Here is a 12,761-nt window from a genome sequence, read left to right on the forward strand (position 1 = left end):
CCGCATCCGCCTGCCCCAGGCATGGCCCTGGCAACAGGGATTCGAGCGGCTCTTCACCGCCGTCCACCCGCCACCGGCATAACCACCCGACCACCCGCCGGGCATCGGCACAACCGAAAGAACATCAGTGGAACACCACCGGTAGCGAGGCCGGCCACCACGTCACGCCAAAAAACGGCTCAGTGCCGATCCGGGATATCGGCCGCCGGCCCTAACCTGAGTCGGTGGATCGAGGCTAAGAAGTAACCCGCCTCGCCCCAGGATGACGAAAGCCCGCCGAGTCGTATGCACACGACTCGGCGGGCTTTTTCACGGAGAGATCTCCCGCTACAGGCTACGGAACTCCGCGACGATCTCCGCCGCGGGCCGTGCCTGACAGACCGCAAATCCCGTACCCGCCCACAGATTCAAACCTTCCGGATTATCCGCTGACGCCGCTCGCAACGGTGCCGTCATGTAGTGCACTTGCGGGTACCCGACCACTTGATTCGCGGCCATGCGTTCGGTGAACCGGTTGCTCAGTGCTCGCGCCGCACGACCCGAGAACGCCCGGGTCACCACGGTGTCCCGGTGCTGACCGTTGACCAGCGCGTCCTTGTGCGCGTCCTTGGTGCCGGCTTCATCGGCTGTGAGGAACAGGGTTCCCACTTGAACTGCGGAAGCGCCTGCTCCGAGAAGGTTCTGCGCGATCTCCGGGCTGGTCACTCCCCCGGCCGCGATCACGTGCCTGTCCGTGTACTCACGCGCCAGACTCACCAGTTCGTGGGTACTGCTTTCGGACGGTTCCTTGGCTTGTCCATGAGTGGCCCGGTGTCCGCCCGCCTCAGCTCCCTGAACGACGATCGCGTCCGGATGCAGGGCATCGGCAGCGCTGACCTCCTCAGGATCCGTTGCGTTGAGGACTATCTCGGTGCCCACGGACCGCAAGCGAGCGACGTCGTCGGCGGTGGGCAGACCGAACGTGAACGAAACGAGCGGGACCGGGTTGGCCACGAGGTAATCAACCTTGGCGGGGTACTGATCATCGTTGAACGGGCCTGGCTCGGGCGCCTCGATGCCCAGCTCAGCGGCCATGGGGGCGAGCGCGGTGGCGTACGCGTCGAGTGCCTCGGGATCGGAGGGGTCCGCTTCGGGGACGAACAGGTTCACGCCAAAGTTCAGTGTGCCAGCGCGGACGTCGTCGATCTCGGCGGCCATCGCCTCGACCGTCTTGTAACCGGCGGCGAGCATGCCCAGCCCGCCGGCCTGAGACACCGCCACCGCGAGCGCCGCGTTGGACGGCCCACCCGCCATGGGAGCCTGGATGAGCGGGACGCAGAGGGTGTCGAGCATGGTGGTCACGGTGTCTCCCTATGATGGTCGGGTGTCTGAATCCAACCCTGCCACCGACCGTTCTCGTACGCCATCAGTTACTTCCGACGACGCCGCACCCGGCCTTGCCGCTGATCGTCCCGTCATCAAGGTGACCGGAGTGGTGCTGCGCCGCGCGAACGGCGACGTGCTGACCGTACGCAAGCGCAATACCGGGATGTTCATGTTTCCCGGAGGCAAACCCGAGGCGGGCGAGACCCCCTTGGACACTGCCATTCGCGAGGTGGAAGAGGAACTGGGCCTGGCGCTGGCCCCGGAGGACCTGGTTCCCGTGGGCGAATGGATGACCGACGCCGCCAACGAACCCGGGCATGGCCTGCACAGTCATGTGTTCATGGGGCTCAATCTGCTGGCTGAGACGCCCGTCCCGGCGCGTGAGATTGCAGAGCTTCGGTGGCAGCCTGTAGACGGCGTGGAGGATGTTGCGGATCTCGCTCCCCTGGCCCGTTGGTATGCGATTCCGGCAGTGCGAGAGCTGTAGCGATTAGCGGCCCTCTTGCGCGAAGCAGTAATCGGGGTTTGAATCGCCTCAGCGAGGGAAGGCTCGATGGCCATGACCAAATCCCAGAACATCCATTTGTGGGGGCTGATGCGCGCCGAACGCGAGGCGTTGGCGGAACACCTCTCAACTCTGACTCCCGAACAGTGGCGGCACAGCACACTGTGTGGGCGGTGGGATGTCGAGGAGGTCGTTGCACACCTCGTTGCGGTCGCCAGCATGAACCAGTTGCGGTGGCTGCGCAGCATGATCGGCGCACGATTCCGTGTCGATGTGCACAACCAACGACGCATTGAAGAGTATCGAGGCCGAACTCCGAATGAGACGCTCGATCGTTTCCGCCAGCTCGTTGGCAGCACCACGACCCCTTCCTCCGATGTCCCCGCCTATCTCGGTGAGGTGCTCGTACACGCACAGGACATCCGGCGGCCCTTGGGTATGTCGCGGACACCCAGCGTGGAGGCACTAATCCCTGTTGCAGAGTTTTTCGCCTCACGGGACTTCGCGGTCAACAGCCACCGGCTAGTGAGGGGCTTGTCCTTGAGGGCGACTGATGGGCCGTTTAACACGGGGACCGGTCCGATGGTCAGCGGACCCCTGCTCGCCCTGGTGATGACCATGGCTGGTCGAGCCCTGTACCTGGAGGAGCTTGAGGGCCCGGGAGTCTCAATACTGCGAGCTCGTATGGAGGGAACCGGTGGCTAGACCTTAGGCTCTGAGCTTTTTGGTGCGCGGTGCCGCTTGCCGATGACAAAGCTGCCAACGCCTACGAAAACGGCAATCAGGAACGGCGTTAGCCAAGTATTCCATTCCGCAACCAGCTGGGGCCAGGGTCCGATGAAGGCGAGTAATGCAGCGAGACCCCGAATGGCGAAAGTTGCCAGAAGGACGATAAGGAGAACCTCGCCAAGAGTTCGCGGGGGCCTGACCGCTTGGAGGTCGCCCGGCGTGGCATCCGCATCCACTTTGCCCTGCTCCCGCAGTCGCTGAAAACGGCGTCGTCGGAGAATAACGGCACTCGACCCATTAACAATTCCTATGAATATCGCCAGGACGATGTTGTAAAGAGTTACATCACCAGGCCCATCCAGCTGATTGAGGAACGACAGGAATCCCAGGCCAAACATTGAAACGAGGAAACCCCAGGCCAAGGCTCGCGGAACGGTGCTCGCATTAAGTATGTCGCCCATAATCTTCGCCCCCCGTGATGAAGTATTCACCTTCTTGAACGCCGACGGCGCCCTGCCTCAAGCGGGCTAGCCCTACGCCCGTGATTGCAGGATCGTCAGCAGACCGACCGGTAGGTAGATCGTCGCACGTGCCTTGCCTGAGGGATAGAGGCGGAGGGCTTCGACTCTAAACGGCGCGAAGGGAGCGCCTCATTCAAGGGTCAATGGGTTGCGGCCGGATCGTCGGATGCCCCGTGACTCCCGAGAGGTTCCGCAGTGTGGTCTTTCCTTGTTTGGAAATACGTCATGAGGCCAACGGGCGAGGTAACGACGACTGTCACGAACCAATCGCCCCAGTCCGCACTCCTTGACCACCACAACCCGGCCATTGACAGCAAAGTAATGATCCCCTGGACGACGAAGGTCATCAGAAGGATGTAGACCAGCAGCCTGGGGATGGTCGAGGGCGACCCACCGATGGGCAGCTCAGAACCGTCGGAGTCAGGATCAAGACGTCCCTGCGCCTTGAGGGACATAATGTGCTGATCACGGAAGAGATACCCCGTAAGACCGGCGATGAACCCGCCCAAAGCGAAGTACGCAAGGGTGTTGGGTGACGCCCGCTCAGCATCACCCACGATCAGGTTATAGAGCGACGTCACGCCCAAAGCGAAGAACATAAGGATGAACCCGAGGAAGATCGCTCGGGGGATGGTCGTGACATTGAAAAAACCACTCATAGGTTCTCCTCCTTGGGGATTCTCCCTTGGGTCTCAAGATTTCGGATGCGAACCCCACGGCCGAAATACCCGACGGACGCCACGACCGCGCCTTGCACGAAAAACCACACAACGTGAAGCAGGCTGACTGTTCCGACATCAAAGACAACGGAAACGGCTGTCGCAAATCCGAGCATGATGAGCGCCAGAGTCACAGCCGATAGCACAGCCCGCCAGGGCGAATGAGGAAAATATGGGTCTGCGGCCTGGATGATCGCATTCCTGGATTTCTCATCCGCGCCGTTCACGGACTTCGTGTCTATGCCAGTGACCATCACACAGGCTCCTTTCGTGCATTGCCGCCCGTGTATATGCCCCAGGTCGTTATAGCCGCCATCACGAAACACATCACCAGGGTGAAGCCCGTAGTGGCCTCGAAGAGCCCGACGTGAGTGATGAGGTTGAGAAGTCCGAACAGCGCAAGCGCGATGGATACACCGACCCCGACCACATACAGGTTCGATGGGGGCAGAGGGAATGAACGATTGCCTACCTCAAGCCCCCCGGCTTCTGCCTTCAAAACCCGCTTCTCGTGCCAGACTTTGATTCTTTGTCGGCGGATACCCCTTCCGAGTATCGCGCCGATGGCACCACCCACTGCAGGCCCGATGGCGACGAAGAAGACCAAGGTCGCCTGAACCCCAGGCGAGAGCAACTGGACAAGACCAAAGGCACCTAGCGTGAAGAAGTACAACCATGCCGCGTATGCAACCGCTCGACCCGCGGTCCACGGATACCACCAGTCCAGCTCAATGACCTGTTCGTCGGTGAGCGTCACGACTTCTCGTTGCTCTGGCACTGCGGTCGACATCTAAAACACCTTCTCGTGACTCGTCACGTTCTGGGCATTCCACCGTTTCATCCCTGACCGCCCACTTCAACTAACCAAATGGCCAGTTTTCTTGCCTACCAGGTAGGCCATCAGACCCACAGCGGTAACAACCGAGAGTGTGAAGGCCCAACTGGCCCAACCAGTTCCGCTCGACCATTGACTGAGCCACGCTCGTAGAACAAAGCGTTCACTGACGGCCCTCTTTATTAGTGCTTCTACCCAGGTATGAGAACCACATCAGTAGTGCCGCAGGAATGAAACACATGGCGAAGATGAACCAGTTCAGCGGGCCGGAAATGCCCAAATGGTTCATCAGGCTCAGAAAGCCGAAGAGGGCGAATCCGATCGACACTGCGTAACAAATCAATGCCCATGTGGGCGTTACAGGCTCCGCTGGTTTTGACCCAACGTCTGCGACCTGGTTTTTCCTCTTCGGCGTTTGCTTGGTTAGGCGGCCGCGGACCCTGTCACGACGATTACCCCGTGAAAAGTACAGGCCTATAGCGCTGGCCAAGGCGGCAGGAACGATGCCCCAATAGTTCAGACCGTCTCGAAGCAGCGAAAATTGCATTTCAATTGCCGTAACGGCACCTATCGCGACAAGGTACACCCAGGCCGCATACACGACTGCTCGCCCCACCGTATGTGGATACCATCGGTCCTACTCGATGACCTGCTCGTCAGTGAGCTTCGGGACATTTCGATGCTCGGGCAATGCGGTAGACATCTGAAACACCGTCTCGTGACTCGTCACGTTCTAGGCATTCCACCGTGTCATTCCTGCCGGACCCATTCAATGGCCATATGGCCAGTTCTAGTCAAACAGGTCTAGGTTTTCCGCATCACCGTGGCGGCATCGACGTCGATATCCCCTTGAGATTCCGCGGCATCCGGCGCTGAACTCGACGTAATACCCAGCTCTTCCAAATCAATGGTCCGCAATTGCCCGTTCGTGTCGTTGACCGGCGCCCGAAGCAGCGTTGCCGTCGCCCAACCATGGGTCAGCAGGTAGTGGTCGCTGTCCGGTTCTTCCCGCCCGGTCTCGGCACTATAGGTCACTGCAATGTGCGTGTCGTCGCCACGATGGATCTGGGCTTGGACCGCACCGAAGGATGCCAGATCGGCAGGCTTGAGACCCCTGAGACGGTCGGGGGCGACGTCGGGAACGTTGATGTTCAAGATCCTGCCGTCGAATTCGCGCGACTCCCAACGTTCAAGCGCGAACTTGGTGACCAGCAGCGCAGTGTCCCAGTGCTGCGGTTGTCCGGACGTGATTGAGACCGCGATCCCCGGAATTCCGTGCGACGCCGCCGTAAGCACAGCTCCCACCGTGCCAGAATGCAGTGTGGCCTTGCCGGTATTCGCGCCCAGGTTCACACCCGAGAGCACCATGTCCGGAACTTCGCCGAACGCCCCGTAAGAGGCCAGAAACGCGATCAGAGCCGGTGCGGCCTTCACACCCACGCACTCGACACCCGCGGGCATGTTGGGCGGATCGGCGTCAACGAGCGCGATCTTGCCGTCAATCTCCTCGCCGGACAGGGACGCGCTGGCACCCGAGTACTCCTCGGCGGGTGCGGCGACCTTGACCTCGTGCCCTCGGTCCAGCGCCGCCTGGGCCAGAACGGCGAGTCCCGCGGAAGCTATCCCGTCATCGTTGGTCACAAGGATGCGCATGGCCCCATGCTTCCATGCCACCCGCCCGCTCACCAGAGCCGAGCATGTTTAGGTCAGCTTCCGGACGGTGATCTGCCGTGCGAATTTCTCGATGGTCGTGCGATTACCCGTGCCTAAACCCCGCCGCGCCACATTGAGTGCACCGGCAGAAGCACCCAGCGCCACGGCGTCGACCAGGTCGAGCCCTCGCGCGAGACCCACGGAAATCCCGGCCGTCATCGAGTCCCCCGCGCCCCGGTGGTCCAACGGGGTGATCGACGGCGCGGACACCTCCCGCACCGAGTTCTTCTCGACCAACAGGGCGGGGTCCTTCGCGCGCGAGATGACGACGGCGCCCGCCCCGCGTTCCAGCAACATTTTGCCGGCCTCGGTGAGAGACTCGGCGGTTTCGTCCTCCACGATCTCGAGGTCCATGATCTCCTCGTGGCTGATCTTGAGAACATCTACGCCCGCGTCGACACTGGCCAAAGCGGGTTTTCCGCTCAGGTCCGCGACCACGGGTGTGCCGGCGTCGCGGGTATCGCGAATGAGCCGACCAAAGAAGGACGACGGAATCACGTCCGCCGGCTCCGCACCCGTGACCACCAGAACATCCGAGGCCAACGCATCCACGAAGGCAGTACCGTACAGGTCATCCAACTCATGACGGGACAGCTCCGGCGGCGGCATGTGCGCCTGGGTCTCCCGATCTTCACCGCGCAAGTCGTAGACATAACCACCATTGCCGTAGCTGTAGCGCACGGCGTTGACCTGCATACCCATGCCGTCGAGCATGGTGCGGATCAGCGACCCCAACTCTCCGCCGAAGGGTCCGTTGATGGAAATTTCGGCCCCGAGCGACCCGGCCATACGGGCCACCCACAGCCCCTGCCCGCCCGGATGCAGATGAACATCCGACTCGTGGTCACTGCGATTGCGGTAGGCAGCGGGCTCGGTCATCTCCACCACCAACAACGGGGTGGGAACCAAAATCGATACGCGGGGCTTGTTCCCGGTAGGCGTCGGAGTCATGGCCGAAAACTACTACGAGTTAGGCCCTGGTGAACAGTAGGCATCGGTGTCACCATGGGGGGATGAACGCCATCGCACCCGTACGCATCCTGGAAGGCCAAGCCGCCAGCGATCACACGCAGAAAGTGCTGACCGCGTACTTCAGCGAACTCGATCACCGCATCGACGGCGGTTTCGATCCTGACCTCACCGAAAGCACCTCACCGGAGCAGGTCACGCCACCCAACGGCGATTTCTTTCTCATGACGGAACTGATCTCCGGCGAGGTCATTGCGTGCGGCGCGGTCCGCAAGCTCGACGACACGACCGCCGAACTCCGGCGCATCTGGGTCACGCCCGATCACCGCGGCAAGGGTCATGCCCGCACACTCGTTCGCTCGTTGGAGAACAAGGTTCGTGCGCTGGGTGCCCACACCGCCGTGGTCTCCCTTAACGAAGAGATGGTCGAGGGCATCGCCATGTTCCGCAAGCGCGGCTACGAACCCGTGGAACCCTTCCACGAGAACACCACGGCCACCGTGTTCCTGGGCCGGAAACTCTAGCTGCGGGATTCCTTGGTCTTTTTCTGGTTGGCCTTGTCGATGGCATCAACCAGCTCGTCCTTGGTCATGTCCGAGCGGCCCTCGATGTCCAATTCCTGAGCGATCTCGTACAGGTGGTCCTTGCTGGCATTGGCGTCGACGCCGCCCGCGGACTCTTCCTTGTTGAGCCCACCTTTTTCGGCACGATCGTCCGAGGGTCCGCTCTCGTCCTTGGGCTCCCAGTGGTCCCCCACCTTCTCGTGGGTGTGCTTCACCGCTGACCACGCGGTGCGTGCCGCCCGCGATGAGCTGTCGTACTCGTCCTTGGCGGAGTCATAGGTCTGCGCGAACGTGTCCTGGGCCTTCTCATCCGAACGTTGCAGAGTAGACGGAATTTCGTCCTGAATCGCGCGACCGTCCTTGTTTGCCTTGGGCATGATCTGCTTCCTCTCGCGAGACACCGATAGGTAGTGTGCTGGCAATTTTACGCGCGGCCAGGATGGCTCGCTCGCTCAACAGGGCGGCCCAAGTCTTACTACCTTCGTGAAGCCATTGAGGAGTCACTTCCACGTATTGAAGAGACCTATCGAATCGCAGCGCTCGTAGAGCGTGTTCACTCTGGTGAGGAACCTATCTTCGACTTGGAGGATGTGGTGAAGGACCTTGGCCTGGACGATTAAGATCACGGCAACGGCCAAGAAGCAGTTGGGGAAGCTCGACAAGACCATCGCAAAGCGCATCGTCCAAAAAATCGCTCAGGTCGGTGAACTCGAAGACCCCGAGTTCACGGGAAGGCGCTGACTAGCCCTCTGTCAGGCCTCTGGCGTTACCGCGTTGGTGATTACGGAGCCCTCGCCGAAATCCGTGACGAAGAGATCGTCATCCTGATCCTTGAAGTGGATCACCGGTCTCGGGTGTATCGCTCTCAGTAGCCAAGCGTCGGCGATCAACCACTGAAGAAGAATCTCGTCAGGTGGAAGAACACCGGCGCCGCGAAGATCAGAGAGTCCGTGCGGTCCAGGATGCCGCCGTGACCGGGGATGATTGCGCCAAAGTCTTTGATGCCGCGATCACGTTTGAGACTGCTCATCACCAGGCCGCCCACGAAGCCCATGAGGCACGCGATCAGCGACAGCAAAGCGGCTTGCCACGGCGTGAACGGGGTCAGCCACCACAGTGCGGCACCCAGGGCGGTCGCGGAGAGCACTCCCCCGATGAAGCCTTCCCACGTCTTGTTGGGGCTCACGTTCGGCGCGATCTTGTGGCGGCCCAGGGTTTTGCCCCACAGATACTGCAGCACGTCAGAGCCCTGCACCACCACGCACACGAACAGCAGGAGCGCACCGCCCTCCACGCCGCCTGAGCCAACGGGAGAACCGTCCGCCGCGGACTTGCCCTGGTTGAAGGCCACCGGCAGTTGCAGGATCGCGGGCAGATGACTTAGCGCGTACACGCACACCATGAGCCCCCATTGGCTCAGGGCCGCGCGGTGCAGGAAATGATCGGTTCTGCCAGACAGCGCCAACAGCACGGGCAGGAAAAGGAACGCGTAGACCGGGATGAAAATGGCGAACATCCCGTACCAGTGCTGGAAAACGAAAAAGTAGTGCAGTGGGGTCAGCACGGCCATGATCCAGATCAGCGCGCGGCCGTCCTTCTCGCCGGCCGGCACCAGCGCCATGAACTCCCGCAGCGCCACGAGCGAAAGCAGCATGAACAGCACGAGCATCACGGTTTCGCCGAGCGCCAGGCTCACCGCGAGCACACCCACCATGATCCACCAGGCGAAAATCCGCTGCCGTACGTTGATCAGGGTGTTCCGCAGACCCTCCTTGGTGGTGCGCCGAAACATGATCTCGGCGACCACGGTCGCCACCACCAGAAACACCCCAACGCCGATCAGCAGCCGAATCGACTGCGGACCGATCAGCCCGATCTCGGTCATGACTCAGTCTCGCTTCGTGAGTTCGCGGGCAATCCACCGCAGTCGCGTAACCACCGTGAGCGCGGAGGCTGCGGCAATGAGGATCAGCGTCACGAACAGCATCCAGCCGCGCGGCAGATTGAGCAGCGGTTCGATCATGGTGGCCAAGATCCCGACCATGAGCGTCCACATCCGCTGTTGCTTGGCCATCACGCCACCGAAGAACTGCCCCGCTCCCGCACTCACTCCCAGCGTACGCACGTAGGCGGTCAGGACGGCGAGACTTCCTACAAGCCAGCCCAGGGTCACACCGCCCTCCATCGTCGACGCCGCATAGCCGGCTCCCGCAAGCAGGGCCAGGTCCGAGATCCGGTCCGGCACCTCGTTGAACAGTTCACCGGTGGGTGTTTTCAGTCCGCCCTCCACCGCCAGCATCCCGTCGAACATGTTGCACACGAGGCGCAACGGGATGGTCACGGCGGCGATGATGAGTAGGAGGAGGCGAGCGGCGTCGTCGAAATGTGCGGAAAGCACCAGACACAGGCAACCCAGGAGCGCGAAGCCGACCGAGGCCACGGAGATGTGGTTGGGTTTCAGGCCCGCCCGCTGCAGGGCGGCCGCGATGCGCGTGGCCCAGCCGGTGGTGCGCTGCGGAATGGGGCGGCGCAGGGGGTCCGGCGCGTTGGGGGGATTGGTGCTGGAGCCCATGGATCACCTCGGGAGTGCGCGGATCGGTTGAAACCACCTTGGCACACTCGGCCGTTACCCGGGCGGACCCGGCGAGCGCCCTGTGGATTTTGACGCGCTAGGCGTGGCGAACCTCCGGGGATTCCTTGTCCCGCAGGGCGGCGGTTTCCAGCTGAATGGTGGCGTGATCGAAGGAGACCGGGAAATGCTCACGCACGCAGTCGAGCACCGTTTCCAAGATCACCGGCGCGTGACCGGAGCTGAAGCACCGGTCCTCCACGACCACGTGAGCGGACAGCACGGGCAAACCAGTCCCGATGGTGGACGCGTGGACGTCATGAACATCGCGCACGTGCTCCAGCTCCATGATGTGCTCGCGCACCTCGTTCAGGTCCACACCCTTGGGCGCGAACTCCATGAGCACACCCACGGTTTCGCGCAGCAGCCGGAAGGCGCGGGGAAGGATCAGGGCGGCAATGAACAGGCCGGCGATGGTGTCCGCGCGCTGGAACCCGGTGGTGTGGATGACGATCGCGGCGATGATCACGCCCATGGAGCCGAGGGCATCGTTGAGCACCTCGAGGAACGCCGCGCGCATGTTGAAGTTCGAGTCCCGGGCGGACGCGAGCACCGCCATCGCGGCGATGTTGGCGACCAGACCAATGACACCGAAGATCAACAGTTCAACCGAGGGGATGTTACTGGGTTCGAAGAGGCGCCGAATGCCCTCGATCGCTGCGTAGATGCCCACCCCCAGGAGCAGCACGGCTTGACCGAGCGCCGCGATCACCTCGATGCGGGCGAAGCCCCATGTGCGACTGCCACTGGGTGGGCGCAGCATCATGGTCGCCGCGATGACGGCGACCAATAGGCCCGAAGCATCCGCCGCCGCGTGGGCGGTGTCCGTGAGCAGCGCGAGACTCCCGGTGATCACACTGCCCACGGCCTGGGCAATCACGATGATTGCCGTGATACCGAAAGCAATCACCAGCCGACGGCGCATGCCCCGGTCCGCGGTCTGAGGCACGTGGGAATGGCTGTGGTCGTGACCCATGTTCGTCATCCCTCCTCGGGAACAACTTGGCCGGTGATCTTCTCGTGGCGCTCACGATGATCGCGCAGGGATCCTGCGGCGTGGGACGCGGTCATGAGCTCATCGGCCATCGCCACCAATTTCTCCAAACGCCCGGGGTCAACCAGTGAGAACCATGACGACCGCCCCTCAACGCGCACCGAGACCAGGCCGCAATCCCGAAGGCACGCCAGATGTTTGCTCACCGTGGACTGCGCAAGCTGCATGTGATCGACCATGTCTCGCACTCGATGCTCGCCCGTGGCCAGGTGTTCCAGCAGGGCCAACCGGGTTGGTTCCGCCAGAGCGTGGAAGAGCGCTGCGTAGGCGCTGCGGTCCTCGAACCACAGGGGCCCGCTCGAATGGATTTTCATCGTCATATGACGATCATATCGTCCATTAACGATGATTGTGTAGGTCCGCGCTGAACCGTCACGAGCGGGCAGAATGGGCGTCACAGCTGCTAAGCACTGCTCGACCTCGGAGGGTACATGACAGGTTCAACGGTCCGCCGAGATCATGCCGTGGCAGCGGGGTGGGGTTTTGCGGAAGCCACAGTGTTCTTCATCGTCCCGGACGTGTGGTTGTCCGCGGTGGCCATGAAGAGCCCGAAACGCGGCCTGAGGTGCGTGGCCTCCGCAACCGCCGGCGCGGTGCTGGGTGGCGCAGTCACTCATCTGTGGGGTGCCAGGACAGATGCAGCGCGCTCGGCACGGGCGCTGGTCACGCTGCCCGCGGTCTCCCCAGCCATGGTGCGCCGGATCGAAGAGGACTACTCCGCCAAGGGATACACAGCTTTGCTGACGGGGCCGCTGCGGGGCACCCCGTACAAGATTTATGCGCGGACCAACGGACTATTGGGGCGGCCCCTGCCTCGGTTTTTGCTGTGGTCCGTTCCGGCGCGGGCTCCGAGATTCATCCTGGTCACCGCGGCCATTGGCGGGTTGGCCGTGCTGGGGCGAAAACTCCTGCCGGACGCTCCTGAGTGGGTCCGGTGGAGCGTCTTCGCCGCGGGTTGGATCGGCTTCTACACGTGGTTCTTCAAGAACGTGGGCCGCTAAAGCTGGCCTGGATGCGCAAAGCCGACCGAGCGGCGTCGTCAGCAAGGCGTGAATCTGGCCCCGGCCGCATCGAAACCATCTCGTAACGGCTTACGGCACGGTAACCAGTGGTTACCGTGCCGTAAGCCGTTATCAAATGGCTCTCACCGGGTGAGCCT

General features: G+C 62.1%; 18 protein-coding genes. 6 read left to right on the top strand and 12 right to left on the bottom strand.

Annotated features, from left to right (window positions below; translation table 11 throughout):
- Window positions 1-327: 327 nt before the first annotated feature.
- Complete coding sequence (locus CKW39_RS04600; protein WP_216823152.1) at window positions 328-1,332, bottom strand: nitronate monooxygenase; 1,005 nt, start codon at window positions 1,330-1,332, stop codon at window positions 328-330.
- A 31-nt stretch (window positions 1,333-1,363) separates the two neighbouring features.
- Between CKW39_RS04600 and CKW39_RS04605 the strand changes: the two genes are divergently transcribed.
- Together CKW39_RS04605 and CKW39_RS04610 are read left to right on the top strand one after the other, a co-directional pair.
- Window positions 1,364-1,852 carry an NUDIX domain-containing protein gene (locus CKW39_RS04605; protein ID WP_371514566.1) on the top strand — a complete coding sequence of 163 codons (489 nt, stop codon included), beginning with the start codon at window positions 1,364-1,366 and terminating at the stop codon, window positions 1,850-1,852.
- A gap of 72 nt (window positions 1,853-1,924) precedes the next feature.
- A complete protein-coding gene (locus CKW39_RS04610; RefSeq protein WP_238663361.1) occupies window positions 1,925-2,575 on the top strand; it encodes a maleylpyruvate isomerase family mycothiol-dependent enzyme in 651 nt (216 codons plus the stop codon).
- Here the strand turns inward: CKW39_RS04610 and CKW39_RS04615 are convergent.
- The 6 genes from CKW39_RS04615 to CKW39_RS04640 all read right to left on the bottom strand — a co-directional run bounded on the left by CKW39_RS04615 (window position 2,572) and on the right by CKW39_RS04640 (window position 7,338).
- On the bottom strand, window positions 2,572-3,090 hold the full coding sequence (locus CKW39_RS04615) for a hypothetical protein (protein WP_143469932.1): 519 nt from the start codon (window positions 3,088-3,090) through the stop codon (window positions 2,572-2,574). The two genes, CKW39_RS04610 and CKW39_RS04615, sit on opposite strands and share 4 nt — an antisense overlap.
- 170 nt (window positions 3,091-3,260) lie before the next feature.
- Window positions 3,261-3,779, bottom strand: a complete 519-nt coding sequence (locus CKW39_RS04620) for a hypothetical protein (protein ID WP_095797010.1) — start codon at window positions 3,777-3,779, stop codon at window positions 3,261-3,263.
- Entirely contained in the window at window positions 3,776-4,096 is a 321-nt protein-coding gene (locus CKW39_RS04625) for a hypothetical protein (protein WP_095797011.1), read from the bottom strand. The genes CKW39_RS04620 and CKW39_RS04625 overlap by 4 nt, the downstream gene beginning before the upstream one ends.
- Complete coding sequence (locus CKW39_RS04630; RefSeq protein WP_095797012.1) at window positions 4,093-4,629, bottom strand: hypothetical protein; 537 nt, start codon at window positions 4,627-4,629, stop codon at window positions 4,093-4,095. Before CKW39_RS04630 ends, CKW39_RS04625 begins: the two co-directional genes overlap by 4 nt.
- Before the next feature lie 849 nt (window positions 4,630-5,478).
- Entirely contained in the window at window positions 5,479-6,327 is an 849-nt protein-coding gene (gene surE / locus CKW39_RS04635) for a 5'/3'-nucleotidase SurE (protein ID WP_095797013.1), read from the bottom strand.
- Between the two features lie 48 nt (window positions 6,328-6,375).
- Window positions 6,376-7,338 (bottom strand): 1-phosphofructokinase family hexose kinase, encoded by a 963-nt coding sequence (locus CKW39_RS04640; RefSeq protein WP_095797014.1) that lies wholly within the window; start codon window positions 7,336-7,338, stop codon window positions 6,376-6,378.
- 62 nt (window positions 7,339-7,400) lie between these two features.
- On the opposite strand from CKW39_RS04640, the gene CKW39_RS04645 reads away from it, so the two are divergent.
- Window positions 7,401-7,880, top strand: coding sequence for a GNAT family N-acetyltransferase (locus CKW39_RS04645; RefSeq protein WP_095797015.1), 480 nt, complete (start codon window positions 7,401-7,403; stop codon window positions 7,878-7,880).
- On the opposite strand, the gene CKW39_RS04650 is transcribed toward CKW39_RS04645, so the two are convergent.
- Complete coding sequence (locus CKW39_RS04650; protein WP_095797016.1) at window positions 7,877-8,296, bottom strand: ChaB family protein; 420 nt, start codon at window positions 8,294-8,296, stop codon at window positions 7,877-7,879. The two genes, CKW39_RS04645 and CKW39_RS04650, sit on opposite strands and share 4 nt — an antisense overlap.
- Before the next feature lie 226 nt (window positions 8,297-8,522).
- On the opposite strand from CKW39_RS04650, the gene CKW39_RS15720 reads away from it, so the two are divergent.
- Window positions 8,523-8,660 carry a type II toxin-antitoxin system RelE/ParE family toxin gene (locus tag CKW39_RS15720; RefSeq protein ID WP_158222908.1) on the top strand — a complete coding sequence of 46 codons (138 nt, stop codon included), beginning with the start codon at window positions 8,523-8,525 and terminating at the stop codon, window positions 8,658-8,660.
- Window positions 8,661-8,668: 8 nt separating this feature from the next.
- Window positions 8,669-8,791 (top strand): type II toxin-antitoxin system RelE/ParE family toxin, encoded by a 123-nt coding sequence (locus CKW39_RS15725; RefSeq protein ID WP_254049298.1) that lies wholly within the window; start codon window positions 8,669-8,671, stop codon window positions 8,789-8,791.
- Window positions 8,792-8,805: 14 nt separating this feature from the next.
- On the opposite strand, the gene CKW39_RS04665 is transcribed toward CKW39_RS15725, so the two are convergent.
- From CKW39_RS04665 to CKW39_RS04680, 4 genes are all read right to left on the bottom strand, one after another.
- Window positions 8,806-9,804: a phosphatidate cytidylyltransferase gene (locus tag CKW39_RS04665; protein ID WP_095797018.1), complete on the bottom strand. Its 999-nt coding sequence runs from the start codon at window positions 9,802-9,804 to the stop codon at window positions 8,806-8,808.
- Window positions 9,805-9,807: 3 nt separating this feature from the next.
- A complete protein-coding gene (locus tag CKW39_RS04670; protein ID WP_095797019.1) occupies window positions 9,808-10,491 on the bottom strand; it encodes a CDP-alcohol phosphatidyltransferase family protein in 684 nt (227 codons plus the stop codon).
- A 97-nt stretch (window positions 10,492-10,588) separates the two neighbouring features.
- Complete coding sequence (locus CKW39_RS04675; protein WP_095797272.1) at window positions 10,589-11,524, bottom strand: cation diffusion facilitator family transporter; 936 nt, start codon at window positions 11,522-11,524, stop codon at window positions 10,589-10,591.
- A 5-nt stretch (window positions 11,525-11,529) separates the two neighbouring features.
- A complete protein-coding gene (locus CKW39_RS04680; protein ID WP_095797020.1) occupies window positions 11,530-11,922 on the bottom strand; it encodes a metalloregulator ArsR/SmtB family transcription factor in 393 nt (130 codons plus the stop codon).
- A 111-nt stretch (window positions 11,923-12,033) separates the two neighbouring features.
- On the opposite strand from CKW39_RS04680, the gene CKW39_RS04685 reads away from it, so the two are divergent.
- The gene (locus CKW39_RS04685; protein WP_095797021.1) at window positions 12,034-12,603 is read left to right on the top strand and encodes a YqaA family protein; all 570 of its coding nucleotides are present in this window, start codon (window positions 12,034-12,036) and stop codon (window positions 12,601-12,603) included.
- Window positions 12,604-12,761: the final 158 nt, after the last annotated feature.

The sequence above is a fragment of the Kocuria sp. WRN011 genome (assembly GCF_002295155.1).
GTDB lineage: Bacteria > Actinomycetota > Actinomycetes > Actinomycetales > Micrococcaceae > Kocuria > Kocuria carniphila.